This window comes from Cyclobacterium sp. 10D3-21 (assembly GCF_055809755.1).
This window is the reverse complement of sequence record NZ_CM147924.1, coordinates 203,072-223,904: the sequence shown is the minus strand read 5'-3', so window position 1 is coordinate 223,904 and position 20,833 is coordinate 203,072. Positions and strand designations below refer to the sequence as shown.

19 protein-coding genes and 1 tRNA gene are annotated in these 20,833 nt (G+C 38.9%); 14 read left to right on the top strand and 6 right to left on the bottom strand.

What is annotated here, in order from left to right; all coding sequences use genetic code 11:
* Positions 1–73: 73 nt before the first annotated feature.
* The 3 genes from AC0L7T_RS00980 to hemH all read left to right on the top strand — a co-directional run bounded on the left by AC0L7T_RS00980 (position 74) and on the right by hemH (position 4,067).
* Positions 74–2,047 carry a protein-disulfide reductase DsbD family protein gene (locus AC0L7T_RS00980; protein WP_473340418.1) on the top strand — a complete coding sequence of 658 codons (1,974 nt, stop codon included), beginning with the start codon at positions 74–76 and terminating at the stop codon, positions 2,045–2,047.
* A 137-nt stretch (positions 2,048–2,184) separates the two neighbouring features.
* The gene (locus AC0L7T_RS00975) at positions 2,185–2,814 is read left to right on the top strand and encodes an HPP family protein (RefSeq protein ID WP_473340416.1); all 630 of its coding nucleotides are present in this window, start codon (positions 2,185–2,187) and stop codon (positions 2,812–2,814) included.
* A 218-nt stretch (positions 2,815–3,032) separates the two neighbouring features.
* Positions 3,033–4,067 carry a ferrochelatase gene (gene hemH, locus AC0L7T_RS00970; protein ID WP_473340414.1) on the top strand — a complete coding sequence of 345 codons (1,035 nt, stop codon included), beginning with the start codon at positions 3,033–3,035 and terminating at the stop codon, positions 4,065–4,067.
* A gap of 21 nt (positions 4,068–4,088) precedes the next feature.
* Here hemH and AC0L7T_RS00965 read toward each other — a convergent pair whose 3' ends face one another.
* On the bottom strand, positions 4,089–4,655 hold the full coding sequence (locus AC0L7T_RS00965; protein ID WP_473340412.1) for a phosphonate degradation HD-domain oxygenase: 567 nt from the start codon (positions 4,653–4,655) through the stop codon (positions 4,089–4,091).
* Positions 4,656–4,821: 166 nt separating this feature from the next.
* On the opposite strand from AC0L7T_RS00965, the gene AC0L7T_RS00960 reads away from it, so the two are divergent.
* Together AC0L7T_RS00960 and AC0L7T_RS00955 are read left to right on the top strand one after the other, a co-directional pair.
* Entirely contained in the window at positions 4,822–5,538 is a 717-nt protein-coding gene (locus AC0L7T_RS00960) for an HAD-IA family hydrolase (RefSeq protein WP_473340411.1), read from the top strand.
* Positions 5,539–5,597: 59 nt separating this feature from the next.
* On the top strand, positions 5,598–6,890 hold the full coding sequence (locus tag AC0L7T_RS00955; RefSeq protein ID WP_473340410.1) for a DUF5690 family protein: 1,293 nt from the start codon (positions 5,598–5,600) through the stop codon (positions 6,888–6,890).
* Positions 6,891–7,100: 210 nt separating this feature from the next.
* On the opposite strand, the gene AC0L7T_RS00950 is transcribed toward AC0L7T_RS00955, so the two are convergent.
* Positions 7,101–7,688, bottom strand: coding sequence for a methyltransferase family protein (locus AC0L7T_RS00950; protein ID WP_473340409.1), 588 nt, complete (start codon positions 7,686–7,688; stop codon positions 7,101–7,103).
* 32 nt (positions 7,689–7,720) lie between these two features.
* On the opposite strand from AC0L7T_RS00950, the gene deoC reads away from it, so the two are divergent.
* Positions 7,721–8,386: a deoxyribose-phosphate aldolase gene (deoC, locus tag AC0L7T_RS00945; protein ID WP_473340407.1), complete on the top strand. Its 666-nt coding sequence runs from the start codon at positions 7,721–7,723 to the stop codon at positions 8,384–8,386.
* Here the strand turns inward: deoC and AC0L7T_RS00940 are convergent.
* A complete protein-coding gene (locus AC0L7T_RS00940) occupies positions 8,352–9,554 on the bottom strand; it encodes a Na/Pi symporter (protein WP_473340405.1) in 1,203 nt (400 codons plus the stop codon). The genes deoC and AC0L7T_RS00940 overlap by 35 nt on opposite strands.
* Before the next feature lie 312 nt (positions 9,555–9,866).
* Here AC0L7T_RS00940 and AC0L7T_RS00935 point away from each other — a divergent pair, with 312 nt between their 5' ends.
* The 4 genes from AC0L7T_RS00935 (at position 9,867) to AC0L7T_RS00920 (ending at position 14,815) form a co-directional block, all read left to right on the top strand.
* Positions 9,867–10,997, top strand: a complete 1,131-nt coding sequence (locus AC0L7T_RS00935; protein ID WP_473340404.1) for a hypothetical protein — start codon at positions 9,867–9,869, stop codon at positions 10,995–10,997.
* 10 nt (positions 10,998–11,007) lie between these two features.
* The gene (locus AC0L7T_RS00930; RefSeq protein WP_473340402.1) at positions 11,008–11,451 is read left to right on the top strand and encodes a nucleoside deaminase; all 444 of its coding nucleotides are present in this window, start codon (positions 11,008–11,010) and stop codon (positions 11,449–11,451) included.
* Between the two features lie 116 nt (positions 11,452–11,567).
* Positions 11,568–12,173 (top strand): superoxide dismutase, encoded by a 606-nt coding sequence (locus AC0L7T_RS00925; protein ID WP_473340400.1) that lies wholly within the window; start codon positions 11,568–11,570, stop codon positions 12,171–12,173.
* Between the two features lie 212 nt (positions 12,174–12,385).
* Entirely contained in the window at positions 12,386–14,815 is a 2,430-nt protein-coding gene (locus AC0L7T_RS00920; protein ID WP_473340399.1) for a TonB-dependent receptor, read from the top strand.
* A 210-nt stretch (positions 14,816–15,025) separates the two neighbouring features.
* Here the strand turns inward: AC0L7T_RS00920 and AC0L7T_RS00915 are convergent, their stop codons facing one another.
* The 3 genes from AC0L7T_RS00915 to xerD all read right to left on the bottom strand — a co-directional run bounded on the left by AC0L7T_RS00915 (position 15,026) and on the right by xerD (position 17,219).
* A complete protein-coding gene (locus AC0L7T_RS00915; RefSeq protein WP_473340397.1) occupies positions 15,026–15,490 on the bottom strand; it encodes a MaoC family dehydratase in 465 nt (154 codons plus the stop codon).
* Positions 15,491–15,586: 96 nt separating this feature from the next.
* Positions 15,587–16,087 carry a Clp protease ClpB gene (locus AC0L7T_RS00910; protein WP_473340395.1) on the bottom strand — a complete coding sequence of 167 codons (501 nt, stop codon included), beginning with the start codon at positions 16,085–16,087 and terminating at the stop codon, positions 15,587–15,589.
* A 229-nt stretch (positions 16,088–16,316) separates the two neighbouring features.
* Positions 16,317–17,219 carry a site-specific tyrosine recombinase XerD gene (xerD, locus tag AC0L7T_RS00905; protein WP_473340393.1) on the bottom strand — a complete coding sequence of 301 codons (903 nt, stop codon included), beginning with the start codon at positions 17,217–17,219 and terminating at the stop codon, positions 16,317–16,319.
* A gap of 127 nt (positions 17,220–17,346) precedes the next feature.
* On the opposite strand from xerD, the gene aroQ reads away from it, so the two are divergent.
* The 4 genes from aroQ (at position 17,347) to AC0L7T_RS00885 (ending at position 19,798) form a co-directional block, all read left to right on the top strand.
* Complete coding sequence (gene aroQ, locus AC0L7T_RS00900) at positions 17,347–17,781, top strand: type II 3-dehydroquinate dehydratase (RefSeq protein WP_040417280.1); 435 nt, start codon at positions 17,347–17,349, stop codon at positions 17,779–17,781.
* A complete protein-coding gene (locus AC0L7T_RS00895) occupies positions 17,781–18,842 on the top strand; it encodes an aminotransferase class V-fold PLP-dependent enzyme (RefSeq protein ID WP_473340391.1) in 1,062 nt (353 codons plus the stop codon). Before aroQ ends, AC0L7T_RS00895 begins: the two co-directional genes overlap by 1 nt.
* Positions 18,843–18,854: 12 nt before the next feature.
* The gene (locus AC0L7T_RS00890) at positions 18,855–19,430 is read left to right on the top strand and encodes a MarC family protein (RefSeq protein WP_473340389.1); all 576 of its coding nucleotides are present in this window, start codon (positions 18,855–18,857) and stop codon (positions 19,428–19,430) included.
* Between the two features lie 293 nt (positions 19,431–19,723).
* Positions 19,724–19,798: transfer RNA gene (locus tag AC0L7T_RS00885), tRNA-Pro, on the top strand.
* Positions 19,799–20,833: the final 1,035 nt, after the last annotated feature.

Genomic DNA, 20,833 nt, shown 5'->3' with positions numbered 1-20,833 from the left:
CAATACGGAACTTATCATTGCCGTTTTAAATTACTATTGGGTGTGAATCCTAAATGGATATAAAAAAACGGTAATGAATTACAATAAGGTTTTATATTTAGCAGTCTCCTTTCTTTTCCTGAGCCTCACTTTAAATGCTCAGATAATCTCTCCACCAAAATGGGACATCCAACTTGACCAAAAAGATCCGGCGGTTGGAGATACAGTTACGCTTATATTAAAGGCCACTATTCCTACGAACTGGTACATTTATTCCAATGAATTCGATCCGGAATTGGGGCCTTTATTGACAGAAATCAAACTTGAAGAGGCCAAAGGAATCAGCCTTAAAGGAGGGTTGCAAGCCATCAACTCAAAGAAAAAGTTTGACGACACCTGGCAGGGAGACATCACTTATTTCGTAAAAGAGGGTGAGTTTCGTCAAAAGTTAGTCATCACTGAAGAAAATGCAGTCATTCAGGGCACAGTGGAATACCAAATGTGTTCAGATGTCACCAATCAGTGCATAAACTATCAGGAAGATTTCAAAATCTCATTGGGAGAAGAAGTTTCTAATGTGGTCAGTAAAGCTCCAGTTGGCGAGAAAATTACACTGGAGCAACGTGAAGAGTCCTTGATCGGTTTTATGCTCATTGCTTTTCTGGCTGGATTGGCTGCATTATTGACTCCCTGTGTATTTCCAATGATCCCTATGACCGTTACCTTCTTCACAGGAAGAGGTAAGTCCAAAATGATAGGCTACCGAAATGCCTTTATATATGGTTTTTCCATTATCGCCATCTACACCCTTGCAGGTACTGTTTTAGCAGCAGTGCAAGGACCTGAGTTTATCAATTGGCTGTCCACACATTGGCTACCCAATGTATTTTTCTTTGCTGTATTCATCTTCTTTGCCCTGGCTTTTTTAGGTCTGTTTGAAATCACTCTTCCATCGGGTTTGGTCAATAAGATGGATGCCAAAGCCGATAAAGGTGGCATTATGGGCATCTTTTTCATGGCATTTACACTCGTTTTGGTTTCTTTTTCTTGTACTGGCCCTATCGTAGGGTCTTTATTAATCAGCTCTGCAGGTGGAGCCCTCCTCAAACCTATATTGGGTATGTTGGCTTTTTCTATGGCTTTTGCCTTGCCTTTCACCTTATTTGCTATTTTCCCCGGCTGGCTAAACTCATTGCCTAAATCAGGTGGCTGGCTTAATTCAGTAAAAGTAGTTCTTGGATTTTTAGAACTTGCCCTTGCCTTCAAATTCCTAAGCATTGCCGATCAGGTATACCATTGGGGCATTCTTGACAGGGACATTTACCTTGCCATCTGGATAGTGATCTTTACCATGATGGGCTTGTACTTGCTGGGTAAAATTAGGTTACCACATGACAGTCCAATGGAATACCTCGGTGTTCCTAGACTAATGCTTGCCATAGCTACCTTCGTAATGGTGATCTATATGATTCCTGGAATGTGGGGAGCACCATTAAAAGGACTTAGTGGCTATTTACCACCTCTTTCTTCACATGATTTTGACTTGACCAAAATCAGCCGGCAAACCTCGGACAATGAACTGGATGAATCACCCAAGTATGCCGATTTCCTTCATTTCCCTCATGGAATTCAAGGATATTTTGACTACGACCAGGCACTCAGGGCATCCAAAAGACAAAACAAACCGTTGTTTATTGATTTTACAGGACATGGCTGTGTGAATTGTCGGGAAATGGAAGCAAGGGTATGGTCGGATTCCAGAGTCTTGAAACGCTTAAAAGAAGATTTTGTAATGGTCGCCCTGTATATAGACGAAAGGCATACCTTGCCTGAAGCCCAATGGTACACCTCCACTTATGACAACAAAGTCAAAAAAACCATAGGCAAGCAAAATGCGGATTTTCAAATTACCCGATTTGAAAACAATGCGCAACCTTATTATGTAATACTAGACAATCAGGAAGAATTACTTGTAAGTCCAATAGCCTACGAGACGGACATCCAAAAATTCATTGATTTTCTGGATGCTGCCAGCAAAGCCTTTCAGCTCAGGACCAATCAAGAATAAGTACATTCTACCTTCCAGCATTTGAAGCCATCCATCATTCGGATGGCTTTTTCGTTTAGTGAATAATTTCGCATCAATCTTTGGTGAGATTGTTGCAAATGGCCAACTTTGCAGGCTAAAAATCATTTCGCAAGCCAATGAAAAAATTAAAACAGGGGATTAAAAAGGTGAAAATGATTGCCTACAAGGAAACCAGCCATCAACCCATTGATAATCTTTGGTCTTTTTGCGGTGCTTTTATTGGTATTGCGGCCATTGGCTTGATTCAGCAATATTTCTATCATCTCGAAAGGGAGGACCAGTTGTTTCTTATAGGTGCTTTTGGAGCTTCCTCAGTATTGCTATTCAGTGCCTCCAACAGTCCGCTGGCGCAACCCCGAAACATGTTGTTTGGTGGACTTCTTTCTGCAATAATTGGTGTTTTGACCTACAAGATTTTTTACATGGAGGATCATATTTGGCTATCTCCAGCCTTGTCTGTAGCCTTGGCCATATTAGTCATGCAATATACCAAGACCCTACATCCTCCTGGAGGAGCCATTGCATTAATTGCCAATATTGGCACAGATGACATTAAAGAAATGGGCTTTTTTTACGTTTTCAACCCAATTTTCACAGGCCTATCGATTTTGCTTGTGGTGGCGTTGCTCTTCAATAATATTTCAAAAAATAGAATTTATCCTTATAGAGACGTAGAAATACGAAAACTAAAGTATTTTGAAAAGTTGTTTTTATGGAACATAAAAAGTTCAAATTTGAAAGAGTAGGTATGAACCAAAAGGATAGGGGAAATTGATAGGAAAATATCCAACTAATGGCCCAAAAAGCCTTTGGCAGATATTTTTCAATGAAAACATTTCAAACACATTGAAGCCCCATATTTCTGGTTCATTTCTATTCTAAATAAAGCCAAAGTTGAATTCTATTGGTATTTTCTAACAATAGCCTGTATTTTTGGTTAGCAAAACGGACAATCAAATAAAGCATGAATAAAAGCAAATCCAAAACTGGCATTTTGTTGGTCAATCTGGGAACCCCCGATAGCCCTGAAACGGCTGATGTGAGGAAGTACCTCAAAGAATTTTTGATGGATGAGAGGGTGCTGGACATCCCTTTTCTATCAAGATGGATGTTGGTCAATTTCATTATTGCACCATTCCGATCTCCAAAGTCAGCCAAGGAATACCGCAAACTATGGACAGAGCGAGGCTCTCCTTTGCTTTTTCATACCCAAGACCTGAAGGACAAGCTTATTCCTTTGCTGGACCAGGAAAAATATCAGGTAGAAATAGCCATGAGATATCAAAGCCCTAGTATTGAAGATGGTCTCAAGGCTTTGAATAAAGCGAATGTAAAGGAAATTGTAGTTTTGCCGCTATTTCCTCAATATGCCTCTGCAAGCAATGGCTCTGTCATTGAAAAAGTCATGGCACTGGCCAGAGAATGGCAAATAATTCCTGGCATAAAGTTTATCAGTAATTTTGTAGACCACCCCTTGTTTTTGGAGGCTTGGGCAGAATTGGGAAGGAAATTGATGAATGAAGGGGATTATGACCGATACCTTTTTTCCTATCATGGCCTTCCGGAAAGACAGATTCTCAAAGGTTCTGTCGACGGATATTGTCAGCTAAATGGAAAATGCTGTGCGACTTACCATAAGAAAAACCAGTATTGTTACCGGGCACAAAGCTTTCATACAACGCGTTTGATTTCGGAAAAACTTCAGTTACCCAAGGAGAAAGTCCTGACTTCCTTTCAATCCAGATTGGGAAAAGATCCTTGGATCAAACCTTATACCGATGAGCTTATAAAAGAAATGGCGGCCGATGGAGTGAAAAAAGTAATGGTTTTCTCGCCGGCTTTTGTAGCAGATTGTTTGGAAACCACTGTGGAAGTAGGGCAGGAATACCGAGATCTCTTTTTGGAGTTGGGAGGTGAAAAGTGGGACTTGGTACCAAGCCTGAATTCAGAAGACACCTGGGTCAATTGTGTAAAAGACCTGGTTACATCGGAGAAATAAAACGAATAAACCCTGGAAGGATTAAGTCAATAATTCCAGGGCCATTTTTTTATAGGCATCCAATTTGGGAACAGGCACACCTGTTTCTTTGGCTCTCTCGTCCCATTCACGCATTTTGAGGATGAGTTTGTGCTGTGGGTCGGCTTCAAATGCCCTGGCTTCCTCAGCTGTCATTACTCCTCCTTGAAAAGTGAGGGTTTTTTTGCTCGCTTCAGACAATTTTTTAAAATAGACGGGATTTTTGAAAGTAAGGTACCGCTTGGCCTCCACATGACTCTCTACCAATCGGGCTACTGTTTCAGGAAAACCCAACTTGCGAAGGTAATCTGCGCCCAACTTTTCATGATCCATGACCCCATAACCTGCCATTTGCTCCAATTCCTCCCTTTGGGAAAATAAATGGCCAAGGTCATGAAAAAATGCTGCCAATATCACTTCACTTCCATATCCCTCTTCAGCTGCCATCTGAGCCGCTTGACTCATGTGCTCAATTTGAGAAACTGGTTCACCTATATAATCTGCATTTCCATAGGATTCATACAAGGAAAAAACTTCATTGATCTTGTTTTCAGGAGTAAGTTCGGACATGGTCTTTTTATTTAAGATGGAAATTAAAAACAATCTTCTATTAAAGACAATTTTAGTAAAAAAAAATTATTAACCTAAACCTAATCGACTCTAGTTTTAAGTTAAGGATATTTTTGATTATTTTGAAATGTTGAAACTGCATTGTATCCTACAGAAAGATAAAAACATGAAAACTCCAATCAAATTGGCAGTCTTTGATATGGCTGGAACTGCTATAAAAAATGATGCTGTGGTACCCCAGTTATTATTTAATGGCTTTCTTCAACATGATTTTGACGAAGTAAGCGTGGAGGCAATCAATGAAAAAATGGGCTATGCCATCCCCGATGCCATCAGGCAGATTTTAATTTCTCATCCAGCTTATCAACAAACATCATCTGAGACAATGGTGGAAAAGATTTATACCACTTTCAAGGCAGAGATAAAAAAACATTATCACTCTAACCCAGAAATTGCTCCTGTCGAAGATGCATTTGAAGTTTTTGAAGCATTGCAACAGCTGGGGATAAAGATAGGGCTTACTACTAATCTGGATCGTGACACTGCAAATTTACTTTTAAAGCGTGTTGGATGGATGGAACATCCACTAATTGACATTACTGTATGCAGTGATGAAGTTGCTAAAGGCAGACCTAATCCAGACATGATCTTGCAAATGATGGCTGCTTTAGGAATTGGCAGTCCATCTGAAATAATTAAAATCGGTGATACCATCGCCGATATACTGGAAGGCCAGCAGTCGGGCTGTCTGATGTGTATTGGGATTACTAGCCCAAGTTTCAATTATAACGAACTGTTGACCGCCCAACCTACCCATATCCTGAATTCTCTTTCCGAAATCATCCCAATTGTAGAAAGGGAACTTACAAAAATCCCTGAATAAAATTCATGATCCATTTCCCTTCCCTTTCCAAAAGGCTTTCGGAAGCAAATCCGTTGCTGATGAGCACATTTGTCGCTCTTATGGCTTTTTTGACCTATAGCAGCATGTATGCATTTCGAAAACCATTTGCCGCCGCCACCTTTACTGGAGAAGAATGGTTGGGGATTGACATTAAAGTCTGGTTAATCCTAATGCAGACTTTCGGTTACATGGCCAGTAAGTTTTATGGCATCAAACTGATTGCGGAGTTAAGTGGCAAAAAACGGGGCCTTTTAATCCTTTTACTTGTAGGATTTTCCTGGATGGCCCTACTTGGCTTTGCTATATTACCAGCTCCCTTCAATATTTTTTGTTTTTTGTTAAATGGCTTTCCACTTGGGCTGATATGGGGCTTGGTCTTTCATTACCTTGAAGGGCGCAAATTCACCGAAATGATGGGCAGTATTCTGGCCGTTAGTTTTGTCTTTTCTTCGGGTTTTGTAAAGTCTATTGGCAGGTATTTATTAGTGGACTGGGCAATTGACCCGTATTGGATGCCTTTTGTTACAGGTGCCTTTTTTATTCCGCTTCTGATCACAGCGGTGTTTTTTTTGGACCATACCCCTCCTCCAAGTGATGGAGATATAGCCCTTAAAACGCAGCGGAAATCCATGAACAAACCCGAACGTCAGGCCTTCTTTCGAAATTTCAGTTTCGGTATCGTGTTATTGGTGCTGGTCTATATGGCTTTGACAGCCTTTAGGGACATGAGGGACAACTTCGTGGTAGAAATCTGGAAAGAATTAAAAGTAGGAATAGCCCCTGAACTCCTTACCCAAACTGAAATTCCTATAACGCTGGTTTTGCTCCTAATGATGGGCTTGATGGTTTTAGTGAAAAATAATTATAAAGCCTTATTTCTCTACCACCTGATTATAATTTCAGGATTGCTATTGGCGGTTATTTCCACCATTTTTCTTCAAAATGGGTGGATGAACCCTTTCTATTGGACAGTTGCTACCGGTACTGGCATTTACATGGCCTATATCCCATTCAATTGCCTTCTCTTTGACCGGCTTTTGGCAGCATTCAAATATGTTGGAAATGTTGGCTTTCTGATGTATTTGGTAGATAGTTTTGGCTATTTGGGTTCATGTGGAATTCTTATTTTCAAGCAATTTGGTGACTGGGAGGCAATGAGCTGGTTTACCTTCTATTCCGAAGGATTACTTCTGGTCATGTCAATAAGTGCTGTATTGATGTTTATTAATGGTGTTTATTTCTACAAAAAGTTGAAACAACATTCACCTATTGTACCCGTAACCATGCCCATAGGTAGCGAACCTATTCAACCTTTACCACTAAAAAAGTAAGATAAAAAAGCTACGACTTTTCATTTTTTTTTATTCGTTTTTTAAATAAAAACCAATACCCGATAGGGAAAATCAGGGCCTTTAGGCGCCAGTCGTTCTTTTCATGAAAAGACAAAAATTTATTTTTGCTAATCTGTCTGTAAAAGAGACTTGCCATAACCAAATGACCCAATACTAAAAACAACAATACACTATAAAAGATCAGCTCATTCATTTTTTTAAGCGAGGGATTAGAGGTGGAACCGTTTTTTGATAATCAACATAGGCTTCACCATAAATTGATAATAGCTTTTTCTCCTCAAAATAAATACCAAAAGGTAAATAGCACAACAAAGCCAATAAATGAATCAGTGAGGACAGGTTAGGTACATAGAGGAAAAACCCCAGGAAAATAAGGATTAAGCCAGCATATAGAGGGTGACGCATATACTTGTACCAACCTTCTCTAATCAATTCTTCCTTGACGCTCAGGTCATCATAAAGCCGCCAACCAATAAATCTTCCTGCAGAAATTCCCTTCATACTTTTGACCGATATGATGGTGCCAAAAGTAGCCATCATAAATCCCAAATAGGTACTGCCATCTCCAGGGTTAAATATCCATTGCGGTACTATAGTAGCAGCAAAAAAAAATAAGCCAAAGAAAAACAGGGTCGAGTACAAACTATAAGTCAGCCTGTACCATTTGTAACTGCCTTTCATCCAAAGCCTGAATTTTCTTTTTATATTGAGATTTGCCAGAAGGGTATGGCTCGCATAAAACACAATCCATCCCAGAGCTAAAATGATATATTCCATAAAGTTCCGAATATCCACAATTTGACTGAGTAATGAAAAATTTAAACCGATATATTGAGCATACTGCTTTGCAGCCAACTGTAGATGAGCACGCTATTGATATCGCCTTGGATCAAGCAAGGCAATATTCATTTAGAGGAGTATGTATACCACCATTTTGGGTGAAGAAGGCCAAAAGGTACTTAGGAGATCTGGACATCCAGCTGGTGACGGTTGTAGGTTTCCCCCTTGGCTACTCCATGACCCAGACCAAAGTTTTTGAAGCCAAACAAGCCATTGCAGACGGCGCAGATGAATTGGATGTGGTCTGGTCTATTTCAGCCTTCAAATCAGGTATGAATTGGCCTAAAATAGAATTGGCTCAACTTGCTAAGGTTTGTCATGATGCTGAAAAGTTGTTAAAAGTAATCATAGAAACAGCCTATTTGACTGAAGATGAGTTATTACTTGCCTGTAATATCTGTAAAGATGCAGGGGCTGATTTTGTAAAAACGTCTACCGGTTTTGCTGGAAAAGGGGCAGAAACGGATACCATAAAACGTATGAGAGAAATGCTACCAAGCCAGGTAGGCATTAAGGCAAGTGGTGGAATTAAAACACTCGATCAGGCATTGGCCATGATAAATGCTGGAGCAGACAGAATTGGCACCAGTAGCGGCCACCTTATAATGGAGGCTTGGTTGGATAAAAACCCTTGATAAAAGCTACTTCCTCTCTTTTTTCTATGGTTACCTGAGGCGGTTCGGGCTTCACCTCTGCTTGATTAAAATAAATTAGAAAGAAAGGGATCACAAAAAACGTCAGTAAGATATAGGCAAAACCAATCGATTTATTTTTAGCGGTTTGCCTACCAAAACTTTTGGCCAATCGGACAGGAATTTCTCTCAACCTTGGAAATGGAAGAAAAATAAGGTTACCTATCAGGTTAAAAAGTACATGAACGATGGCTACACTGATGGCCGCTTCCGTTTTATACAAGGCTGCGATTACAGCCGTGATCGTCGTCCCCAGATTCGCTCCCATTATAAATGGAAAGACTTTGCGAAGCGCTACTTTTCCTGTAGCTACTGCTGTCACCATCAATGAAGTGGTCACCGTACTGGATTGTACCGCAGCAGTGAAGAAAACGCCATAGGCAAAAGAGCGAAAGGGGAAATTAAAAATATGTTTCCTTACTTTTTTGAAATTCGGTGTGATCAGAGATTTATAGGCAAGTGAGGAAAGTATTTTAATAGAGCCTATCATCAAAAGAATTCCTGTAGCCAAGGCAAGTAAAGGCCAGCTTAAAAAAGAATACAGTTGATAGCTAAAGGACCTGAGAAAAAAACCCTTCAAGTCAATTTCCCCAAGGTCTACCGGCTCATCCCAAATAAACCAATGAGTAAGCCATGCAGACAAATGACTTAAAATACCAAAATAAACCTCCAACGGTAGCAGAATGATAACCGTACTGATATTAAAAATATCATGAAGGACTCCGGCAGATAGTGCCTTGCGGAAAGTCTTCTTTTTTAAAATATAGCCAAAAGCTACAAGCGTACTGGTTAAGGTGGTGCCAATATTTGCCCCCATTATGACGGGGACAGCTTGTGAGAGACTGAGGTTTCCTGAAGCCACCAATACTACTACCATGGCAGAAATGGTTGAACTGGACTGAATCAGGGCAGTAGTGAGTAGTCCGATAAAGAGTCCTACAAATGGGTTACTCGTCGCTGTAAACAATGCATTAGCAGCTTCATTATTTAATTCAGTTAAGGAAATGGTCAAAAAATCAATAGAAAACATGAAAATCAATAGACCTATAATTATAGTAACTATTGTTATCAGGTTTTTATAATAGGCATTTCCTTCAAGTGCTTTGGTCATTCAAACGAGGCTGTAATTAATCCAGAAAATATAAGTGCAAAATACGGTTAGAGTAAAGAGAATTACACGCTTTTTAGATAAAACTTATGTTAATATTGAAAAACAACAACTCACTCATAAAGAATTGATTAAAAATCCCCATTTAGCCCAATAGGAACTAAAATATTTATATTTTTGAGAAAAAAGAAACAGTGAAAACACTTTACAGGGGCTGACTTTACTATAATTTAAACAGGGACTTAACAATTTGGTAACATTATCCTTAAAATTTCTTGTTTAATTTGCACCTCATTTCTAAGCCAAAATCAAATTATGGCCAAACTAAAAGATCAAAACATTAACCAGGCTACACTATCTAAGGCAGCCTATTCACTTTTTGATTTCACTAAAAAGGAGAAACCCTTTCTTTTGATTATCTGTATTTTGGTCTCAATTGCTGGGATCATTACGCCTTATACCTATGCCGCCATGTGGTTTGGCTTTGCTTTGGCCGCTTATTCAGCGATCGCCAATGACAGTATCCAAACGATAGGGACTTTTATCGCCTCTAACCAGAAACAAAAATGGTATTTCCTTTGGTTGTTTATGGGATTGATCTTTGTCGGTACGGTAACCTTCAGCTGGTTTTATTACAATGGTGATGTAAGTTATCAACGTTTGCGAGTAGACGGGCTTGACCAGGCACCCACAAACTTTGTTTTCCTCCAAATAGCGGCGCCTATAGTTTTATTGGTAATGACGCGTTTGAGGATGCCAGTCTCTACCACCTTTCTATTGCTTAATGTATTTACCTACAAAGCAGGAACCATCATAGGGGTGATGCAAAAAAGTTTCATTGGGTATTTTGTAGCCTTTTTTCTTGCCATAATCGTGTGGTTTGTTTTAGAAAAATTTGTTACCAACTACCTTAAAGGCAAGCCAAGTAAATTTTGGTACCCTCTGCAATGGATTATTTCTGGCTGCCTTTGGGCTGTTTGGATCATGCAGGATGCCGCCAATATAGCAGTGTTTCTACCAAGAGAGCTGAACCTCTGGGAATTTTGTGCCTATACCGGCTTTGTATTTTTGGGGCTTGGCGTTCTTTTCTATATGAAAGGTGACAAAATACAGGGAATTGTAAATGAAAAAACCAGGGTTACTGATGTCAGGGCAGCGACTATTGTAGATTTGGTATACGCTGTGATTCTTTTCTACTTTAAAGCATATAGTCAGATGCCTATGAGTACCACTTGGGTATTTATTGGTCTTCTTGGCGGTAGAGAGCTCTCCATTGCATTGGCAAAATCAAAAAAACTGAAAAAACGAAAAGCAAGATTGGTAAGGGCTTATCGCATGGCTTCCAATGACCTGCTAAAAGCAGGCATAGGTTTGATCGTATCACTGATTTTGACATTGATTATCAATGAAGGTGTAAGAGAAGAAGTATTTGCCCTCATTTTTTAATCGCGACACATTGGAATTATTTTCAGACGAATACTGGATGAATGAGGCCCTAAAGCAAGCAAGAATTGCTGCAGAGGAGGGAGAAATTCCTGTTGGGGCCGTGATAGTGGTTAAAAACAGGGTCATTGCCAAAGCCTATAACCAAACGGAAAAATTAACCGATGTAACTGCACATGCAGAAATCCTGGCCATAACGGCAGCCTCTAATGCGCTCGGTGCCAAGTACCTGCCTGAATGCAAATTGTACGTGACCTTAGAACCTTGTGTCATGTGTGCTGGCGCTTGTTTTTGGGCGCAACTAGGTGAATTGCATTATGCTGCGGCAGATCCTAATCGGGGATTTTCAAAGACAGATATTTCCATCATCCACCCCAAAACCAAATTACATAGCGGAATATTGCAGGAAGAATCCAAGGATTTATTGCAAACATTTTTTAAAAATCTAAGAAATTAGAGATTCAAAGGAATAAAAGAACCTTTTTTGAAGTTTAATGGTTAGTAGGATAGGTTTTTAATAGGGACCCACAACCATCAACTTAATAAAATGTTTAACCTAAAATAGAAAAAAAAATGGCTTTTGAACTTCCTAGCTTACCTTATGAAAAAAATGCATTAGAGCCGAATATTGATGCAAAAACCATGGAAATACACCATGACAAACATCATAACGCCTATGTAACCAAATTAAACGATGCGATTAAAGGCACTGAATTTGAATCAAAAAGCTTAGAAGAGCTAATGAAAAATGTGTCTTCTGCACCTGCAGGTGTTAGAAACAACGGAGGAGGACACTTTAATCATTCTCTTTTCTGGACTATTCTTTCTCCTAATGGAGGAGGCAAACCTAGTGGCGATCTAGCTGCTGCCATTGACAAAAAGTTTGGCTCTTTTGATAAATTCAAAGCAGAATTTTCAAATGCCGCTGCTACTAGATTTGGTTCTGGTTGGGCTTGGCTAAGCGTAAGCAATGGTGAATTGGTTGTTAGCTCTACGCCAAATCAGGACAACCCTGTAATGGATGTAGCAGAAAGCAAAGGAACACCAATCTTAGGCTTGGATGTTTGGGAGCATGCATACTACTTACACTACCAAAACAGAAGACCTGACTACATTGCTGCTTTTTGGAATGTTGTCAATTGGGATGAAGTAGCTAAAAGATTTGCTGCAGCCAAATAAATATTAGTTATTAAAAAATTGATTAAGCCTCCTTTGTTTATACATTGGAGGCTTTTTTGTGTCCAATCCGAACACAAAAAGTGTTCACTTTTGATACAGTCCATTACACACTGTATTTTTTATTTATCTCATTATCAGCTACTTAAATTCCATTTCTGGCTTTGGCATATTTTTCCCTTTGAATTGACCTGAACAATTCAATAAATAAAATCATGTATTTCTCAAAGTTAATTTTTGCCACTTCATTTTTCTTTTTACTTGGCTTAAGCCATCTGGCAGCTCAAGACAGTCAAGTGATTGTAAGTGGCACCGTAATCGATCATGAAGACAATCCATTGCCTTTTGCTAATGTGGTACTATTGGGTATCGACTCTCAGGATTTAATCACAGGAACAATTACAGATGAGGCTGGAAGTTTTTCAATAAAATTAGTTAGCAACAAAGAACTTCAACTCAAGGTTTCTTCTATTGGACACGAATCTTTTACCAGCAAGGGATTCTTTCTTGAAAAAAACGAAAAGAAATTCGGCCAAATAAAATTAAATGCGGAGTTAGGTGCATTGGATGCCGTGGAAGTTAGAGCAGCAAGACCGGATGTACTCATTCAGGCTGACAAGACAATAGTGAACGTAGAAGGCACCGTCATGGCTGAAGGCAATAATGCACTGGACGTATTAGGTAGGTCCCCGGGAGTATATGTGGACGCAGATGGCAATATTAACCTAAATGGTAAATCCGGAGTGGTTGTGCTATTGGACGATAGGCAAACGTATATGTCTGCTGAAGATTTGGCAAATTTTCTAAGGGCCATGCCTGCAGACAATATAAAAAGCATAGAGGTAATCAATAACCCTCCTGCCAAATATGACGCAGAAGGGGCAGCAGGAGTAATCAACCTCGTGTTAAAAAAGAACACTTACAATGGTATAAATGGAAACCTTCATGTTGGCAATCAGTACAATGGCGCCCATTTACCCTCTATCGGAGGAACGGTAAATTTTAAAAGAAATAAATGGACCACCAATGCCAGTTTAAATTACAACCATTGGGGAAGATTAATGGAACTGGATCTACTTAGAAGGTTTCAACTTGAAAATGTCCTTTCAGAGTTTGATCAAAGGGCAAAAATGAAAATGCTCAACAAAAATGTGTTTTTCTCTGGTGGAACAGACTATCAGATCAGTGAGATGCATAGCGTGGGGATTAATATTCAGACCTCTACACAAAATGGAGACGAAAGTGGGAATTCATTCACCACCATTAGTAATCCTGATAATGATGCTATCAATTATATCAATGCGCTAAATACCACCAATTATAAGAACACCCGGATATTTGGAAACCTCCACTATACAGGAAAACTTGATACACTGGGCACCAAAATCTCTGCAGATTTCGATTATTCCAATATGGATGCAAGTAGCCTGATTTTATTGGACAATAGCTATTGGATAAATGAAGATCGACAAGAAGCAAGCTTAAATAAACTCAGAACCGGCAATGCCATGGTTTATTCTATCTATACTGCCAAAGCTGATTTCACGAAACCAATTGGCGAAAACAAAACATTGGAATTAGGCCTTAAGGGAAGCTGGGTAAAATCAGATAACCTTCTGGAAATTGCTAAAAGTGAAGAAGAGGGCCCCTTTGTACCTGACGGCAATAGCAATCATTTTATCTATAAAGAGAAAGTGATGGCCGCCTATGCTTCTTTCAAAGGTCCCTTGGGTAAAAAGCTTGAATACCAAACAGGTTTGAGAGCAGAATATGCTGATATTGAAGGCAATTCCATAACCTCCAATCAGGTAAATACACAACAATACGTCAACTTTTTCCCTAGTGTGTACCTGCAGCACAAGTTGAATGACAATTACCAAATCGTCTATAATGTAAACCGGAGAATCACCCGTCCGCATTACCGTCAGCTCAACCCTTTTATCTTCTATATAGACCCATTAACAACTGAAGAAGGAAACCCTAACCTTAAGCCACAATATGCCAATAATTTTGAGATGAATCATATCTTCAAAGGATCCTACCAGGTTGCTTTGACCTATTCCCAAACAGAAAATGCTTTCGGTCAAATCTTGACCCAGGATGAAGCCAGCAGGACCACACTCATCCAAATGAGAAACCTTGATCAAACTCAAAATTTAGGCCTAAGGGCCACTATTCCTGTGGCATTTACTGAGTGGTACAATACAAGCAATATGCTACAATTCAATGGCAATTCTTTCCAATCCCAAATTGGAGAAGACTTGCTTGATGTGAAGCAATTTTCTTATATGTTTCGTAGCCAGCACAATATTATTTTACCCAAAGGTTTTAAAGTGGAACTGGTAGGGATTTATAGAAGCCCTTTCCAAGATGGCCAGATCAAAATAAATAGTATGAGCTGGTTGGATGCTGGGATAACAAAAACCTTTAAGGATGAAAAATTAAGCCTGACAGTAAACGGTTCAGATATATTTAGAACAATGAAAGTTAGAGGAGGTATCGATTTTTACAATATCAATACGGATGTCCGACAATACGGCAGCATGCAAAGTGTTCGTTTTACCCTTCGCTGGAAGTTTTCTCAAGGGGAGAAGTTTAGCGTATCCCAGCGAAGCGGAAGCACTGAAGAAAGAAATAGACTTTAATAGGTAAAGATTAGGTTTTTTATAATGGAAAAGACAGCATCCTTTGGATGTTGTTTTTATTTTTAACCCAATGATAAAATACCTTCCTTTCTAATATTTATAAAACTTTAAACTAACGAAAATTAGTGATCAAACTAATTACCAGGAGATTGAGGACTTCTAATAAGACTATAAGCTTAGGCTATAAGATTTGCAAGAATTGGATAAAGTTTACTGGAAGTGGTAAAGGAAAATTAACTGGGCAGCAAGCGCAGGTTTTCTCTCCCCTTTAATTTCAATTTTAACTTTCATTTCCGTCTTTATGGTTCCTCTTAGGTCACTGATATTGGCTAGGGTAGCATGCATCCGAATTTCATCGTTTACTTTGACTGGATTGGCAAAGCGTAAGTTTTCGATCCCATAATTAACCATCATTTTCAAGTTATTCACCTCCACAATCTGGTTCCAAAGAAATGGTACCAATGAAAGCGTTAGGTAGCCGTGTGCGATGGTTCCACCAAAGGCACCGTCGGCTTTTGCTTTTTCGGGATCTGTATGAATCCATTGGTGATCAATGGTGGCATCGGCAAAAAGATTAATCTGATCTTGGGTTACTTTGTGGTACTCAGAAACGCCCAATTCTTTTCCTATGTATTCTTGAAAGTCTTCAAAGCTATTAATAATTAGTTTACTCATAATCGTTTTAGGTTTTAAAAAATGAAATTATCAAAACCCAGTGGATAATAAAACAAAAATTAAAGAAAACCGTAATACTTCTAATTTTTAAACCTCCTAAATGGTTCTTTTTCGGTAATACATAAACCCCAAAACCATGCTGCTTACAAAGAAAATAAGCGTGGTCCATTCGTAGGTACGCTTTTCCTTAATCCCCATTTGGATTTTCTCATCCCTAATATCAAGGGCTCTTTTAAGCTTCACAATGTCTTGCTCAGCTTTTTGAGCAATGTATTTGTAATCTTCTTTTTCATACCCAATTTCGGTAGTTTCTATATCCTTCAATAATTCGAGTTCTTCAATTATATAATTGTCTTTCTGTAAGATACGGATCAACCACTCATTGGTAGCGGCCATATCCTTTTTTGTTCTATTGCCGAAAATTCCTGATTTTTTGGATTCTGATTCTTGCCATTCCTTATGCAACCGCTCTCTTTCACCAATCAATTTCTTGAGCTTCTCCTGACCGTTGACCTCCATAGGCAAAGTCATTAGCCAAATTATTAGTCCTAAAAAGTAGGTGGTTTTCATTGTTCTGAAGAAAGTTATTGTAAACATTTTTTAAAAAAGCCAATAGTTCAAAAAACATGCCTAATGCAAACTCAGGCTATGAGATTTCCAATTAAGTCCACATTTGATTTCATCGAGGCCAACTTAGCATGGCTTTATGAAGTTCCTTTGACTGATATTTCCACCGGCTCAGTAAGCTTATCTATTTGAGGAAAGCTTCATTATTGCTCGCGCAGGACCTGTAAAAGACTTTATTCTGAAATCCTTGCTGCTGAATTCAAGCTTTTCCAGGAAGAAATTCATTCAATACTTGTCTTAGGTAATCCCGATCAAGGTGGGTGTAAATCTCCGTGGTGGTGATACTTTCATGACCCAACATTTCTTGAACGGCTCTCAAATCTGCCCCTCCCTCCACAAGATGGGTAGCAAAACTGTGTCGAAAAGTATGGGGACTTACTTTTTTACGTATTCCTGCTTTTTCAACCATTTTTTTTATGATTAAAAAAACCATCACCCTGGAAAGTTTTTTTCCTCTCCGGTTTAGAAACACGTAGTCTTCATGCCCTGCGACAATCACCTGATGCGCCCTGACTTCGTTTAAGTAAATGGCCAGGTATTTGGCGGCAGATTTTCCTATAGGTACCAAACGTTCTTTGTTTCCTTTTCCAAGAATCCTCAAAAAACCAATGTCTTCATAGTATTGACTTAATTTCAGGTTTGTCAATTCGGAGACCCTAAGTCCACTGCTATAAAGCATTTCCATCATGGCCCTGTTTCTATGCCCTTCAGGTTCACCCAAAGGAACCACGTCAAACAATTGTTCTATTTCTGCATAACTTAAAGTATCAGGTAATGTTCGAGTCAGTTTGGGTGCCTCGAGCAAGACGGCAGGATTTTCAGTGATTTTATCTTCATACATCATGAATTTAAAAAAGGCTTTGATCCCTGAAATTATTCGCGCCTGTGAAAATTCGGAAATAGACAATTCTGCCAGAACTTGGACAAACTGCCGAAGATGATACAATTGCACATTATTGGGCATTGTTTCTGGGAAGTTTTTCTCCAAAAAACGGGCAAGCTTATCTATATCTTGTCTATAAGCCAAAATTGAATTTTCACTTAGTGAACGTTCAATTTTCAGGTAATAACCAAAAGCTTTTATTTCTTTTTCCCAGGACACAAAGTAAAATTAACTTAATGCGGGTATTAAATAATAGTTTTTCTAAAAACATATCAATATACATTTAAGTTGTTTTCCGAATGCTTAACTTTACACCTGTTTAGTAGTTAATTAAATCCTTCATACATTGAAAATCACGATCATTAACGGACCCAATTTGAATTTATTAGGTAAGCGAGAGCCGGAAATTTATGGCAGTCGCTCATTTGAAGATTATTTTGAAACCCTCGTTCAGAAGTATCCTGACCTGGAATTGACCTATTACCAAAGTAATGTAGAAGGCGAGCTGGTAAATAAGCTTCATGAGGTAGGTTTTGAACATGATGCCATCCTTATCAATGCTGGAGCATATACCCATACTTCAGTTGCACTTTCTGATGCTATTGCTGGTATCAGCAGTCCAGTTCTGGAAGTACACATTTCAAATATTTACAAAAGAGAAACTTTCCGCCACAAGAGCATTATCTCCAAGGAATGTGTGGGCATGATTGCGGGCTTGGGATTGAAAGGCTACGAATTGGGGTTGAATTATTTTATTGACAATAAGAAAGAAAACGCATAATGGCATTACTCACTTTTGCACCGGGTCCCTCTAAGGTACATGACAAACTACCGGACTATTTTCAGGAGGCTTTTCAACAAGGAATCTTAAGTGCCAATCACCGCAGTGCGGTTTTCATGGACCTTTATAAAGATACCGAAAGGCTATTCAAGGAAAAGTTGGGCGTTCCCAATGATTACAAGTTGCTCTTTACTTCCTCTGCTACAGAAAACTGGGAAATCATTACTCAGTCTTTGGTTTTAAAGTCCTCCTTCCATATTTATTCCGGCTCATTTGGTAAAAAGTGGTTCGGCTTTGCCCAGCACATCAATCCTGATACTGCTGCCTTGGTATTGGACAAAAACACCGCATTGGCAGTAGATGACCTGGAAATCGGACCTGATTTTGATATCATAGCTGTCACACAAAACGAAACGGCCAATGCTACCCAGGTCACCAATGAAACCATAGCTGCCATTGGAGAAAAGTATCCTGACAAAATGTTGGCAATAGATACCACTTCCTCTATGGCGGGAATCTATCTTGATTTTAATCTAGCAGATATCTGGTATGCATCTGTTCAGAAGTGTTTTGGTTTACCAGCAGGGCTAGGCGTATTGATACTTTCCCCAAAAGCCATAGAAAGGGCCAAGGAAAAAGGGGAAACTGGAAGATACAACAGCCTTAATTTCATGTTGGAAAATGCAGCCAATTATCAAACACATTATACCCCAAATGTTCTTGGTATATTTCTATTGAATAGGGTATTGGCTGATATGCCAAACATCAAGGAGGTACATGAAAAAACAGAGGCAAGGATGAAGACTTTGGAGAACATCGTTGAAAATTCCTCAGCCTTGGATTTCCTGGTTAGCAATGCGGCGACCAGAAGTAGAACCGTATTGGGCGTAGGTGGAGCCGAAAGCTTTATTAAACGCATTAAATCTGAAGCTGAAGCCAATGGAATGCAAATGGGTAGCGGTTATGGCCCATTAAAGCCAACCAGCTTTAGAATTGCTAATTTCCCCGCCTTGAATGATTTGGAGTTTGACAAATTGACTGTCTTTCTCAAAGCCTATTAAAACGAAGTTGTAGTGTTTGACTTAAAGGAAATATTATCTGTTACCCTTATTTTGTTTTCTGTGATTGATATTTTTGGTTCTATACCAATAGTAATCAATCTTAGGAAGAAAGTAGGCCATATCCAAAGTGGTAAGGCCACCATTGTAGCAGGTATATTGATGGTAACCTTTCTTTTGGTAGGAAAATCAATTTTAAGTCTATTTGGAATAGGCGTGGAGGATTTTGCCATTGCCGGAGCATTGATCATCTTTGCCATAGGGGCAGAGATGATCCTTGGCATTGAAATATTTAAAACCGATCCTGAAGCAAGTTCTACCAGTACCTCTATAGTACCCATAGCCTTTCCTTTAATAGCAGGTGCTGGTACCCTGACCACAATCCTAACACTTAAGGCAGAATATGGGCAGGCAAATATTGCTATAGGAATTGTCTTAAACCTGATCATCATTTATGTGGTATTGAAAAGCACCCATTTCCTGGAACAAAAACTAGGGAAGACAGGCTTGGATATTTTACGGAGAATATTTGGCATCATTTTGCTTTCAATTGCCATAAAGATATTCAAGACAAACGTTTTTCCTGCGTAGAATTAAACCCAACATGTGCAATAGACCATCTATCACCTGAAATCGCTTCAGAAGTCATCCGCTTTATTGCAGTTTTCGACCTTACTTGCCTGTTAAGAAGTTTCACCATATCGGGGTATTGCTAAATTCTCTAAACCACCTGATTATCTTGCAATTGCGAATTCTACTGCCTATTCTGGGTTTAAACACAGATTAGATAGAAATAAAAAAATGAAAATATTTTCAAAATAATGGGCAAACCTTTTTGATTTACTCAAATTTTATTTACTTTTGTCCTCCCAATAGGGAATAAACGGGGTGTAGCGTAGCCCGGTCATCGCGCCTCGTTTGGGACGAGGAGGTCGCAAGTTCGAATCTTGCCACCCCGACAAAGCCAGTTCATTGCGAACTGGCTTTTGTTTTTTCCAGCCTTTTTTTTTTTAAAATCTCCTAATTCTTCTTGCTGTTATAAATACTAATCTGAAGGTTTAGTCCTTCGCTTGATAAAAAGTGAAAGGTTAAATCGTGAAAATTTTGCCTCTCCACATCTCTTCCGGTCACAAAATTTTTATAGAATCCTCTTCAAAATAGCTATCCTTAACTAAACAAGATTGACTACTCAACCACCACTAACTTGCCCTGTTATAAAACGCTCGGATTTCATATTCAACTCTTCCAATATAATGAATCCTCATCTCCTTCACCGATAAAGCAATCGAGCTCTTTAAATTGGTATCATTGAGATGCTTTATGCGAAATAATGATAGCTCTTTCGGGATTTTCCGTGACCAGAATAATCCTGAATTCAAAAGGCTCTTCGGAACTGTTTTCCTGAATCATTAATTCCAGCTTGTCTAGTCCAACACGGCCAATAACAAACCCTTTATAAGCCTTAAAGCTTCCAGTCTTCCCACACCTTCGAGTTCTAAAAGCACATTGTCATTTTTTTTTGAAGGGAATAAATATCACCAATGATTTAACATCACTGATTACATTTTCTATTATGGCTATTTCCCATTCAGCCGTGGAAAAATCAGTTTCTTGTATCCCACCTTCCGCTTCCATCTTTACGCGATCAATTGAAGGAGAAATATTAGGTCTCTCATGTTTATCGGTACAAGAAAATAAACAGCTGATGCTGACTAAGAAAAATAACCGGTATTTCTCTTTTCCACTTGGGTGAAATCAATTTTTAGACAATTCACATTTTAATAGGATGTGTTTGTCACTTTTTAAATTAGTATTATTTCCATGCCTTTTCACAAAAAATAACATTATTTAACAAATTAGTTTTATGTTTTTAGTTGAATTATTACTATACTTGTAGTAGTATGATAGTCAATAGTATAGAACAGTATTTCAGTGTTTGTCGATTTTCAATTGAATGGCACTACTTGAAAGAATGAATTCTTGATTTGTTTAAA

Excerpts from the sequence above, each read along its gene's own strand:
- AC0L7T_RS00980 (WP_473340418.1), top strand. The coding sequence starts at position 74 with ATGAATTACAATAAGGTTTTATATTTAGCAGTCTCCTTTCTTTTCCTG.
- AC0L7T_RS00975 (WP_473340416.1), top strand. The coding sequence starts at position 2,185 with ATGAAAAAATTAAAACAGGGGATTAAAAAGGTGAAAATGATTGCCTAC.
- hemH (WP_473340414.1), top strand. The coding sequence starts at position 3,033 with ATGAATAAAAGCAAATCCAAAACTGGCATTTTGTTGGTCAATCTGGGA.
- AC0L7T_RS00965 (WP_473340412.1), bottom strand. The coding sequence starts at position 4,655 with ATGTCCGAACTTACTCCTGAAAACAAGATCAATGAAGTTTTTTCCTTG.
- AC0L7T_RS00960 (WP_473340411.1), top strand. The coding sequence starts at position 4,822 with ATGAAAACTCCAATCAAATTGGCAGTCTTTGATATGGCTGGAACTGCT.
- AC0L7T_RS00955 (WP_473340410.1), top strand. The coding sequence starts at position 5,598 with ATGAGCACATTTGTCGCTCTTATGGCTTTTTTGACCTATAGCAGCATG.
- AC0L7T_RS00950 (WP_473340409.1), bottom strand. The coding sequence starts at position 7,688 with ATGGAATATATCATTTTAGCTCTGGGATGGATTGTGTTTTATGCGAGC.
- deoC (WP_473340407.1), top strand. The coding sequence starts at position 7,721 with ATGAAAAATTTAAACCGATATATTGAGCATACTGCTTTGCAGCCAACT.
- AC0L7T_RS00940 (WP_473340405.1), bottom strand. The coding sequence starts at position 9,554 with ATGACCAAAGCACTTGAAGGAAATGCCTATTATAAAAACCTGATAACA.
- AC0L7T_RS00935 (WP_473340404.1), top strand. The coding sequence starts at position 9,867 with ATGGCCAAACTAAAAGATCAAAACATTAACCAGGCTACACTATCTAAG.
- AC0L7T_RS00925 (WP_473340400.1), top strand. The coding sequence starts at position 11,568 with ATGGCTTTTGAACTTCCTAGCTTACCTTATGAAAAAAATGCATTAGAG.
- AC0L7T_RS00920 (WP_473340399.1), top strand. The coding sequence starts at position 12,386 with ATGTATTTCTCAAAGTTAATTTTTGCCACTTCATTTTTCTTTTTACTT.
- AC0L7T_RS00915 (WP_473340397.1), bottom strand. The coding sequence starts at position 15,490 with ATGAGTAAACTAATTATTAATAGCTTTGAAGACTTTCAAGAATACATA.
- AC0L7T_RS00910 (WP_473340395.1), bottom strand. The coding sequence starts at position 16,087 with ATGTTTACAATAACTTTCTTCAGAACAATGAAAACCACCTACTTTTTA.
- AC0L7T_RS00895 (WP_473340391.1), top strand. The coding sequence starts at position 17,781 with ATGGCATTACTCACTTTTGCACCGGGTCCCTCTAAGGTACATGACAAA.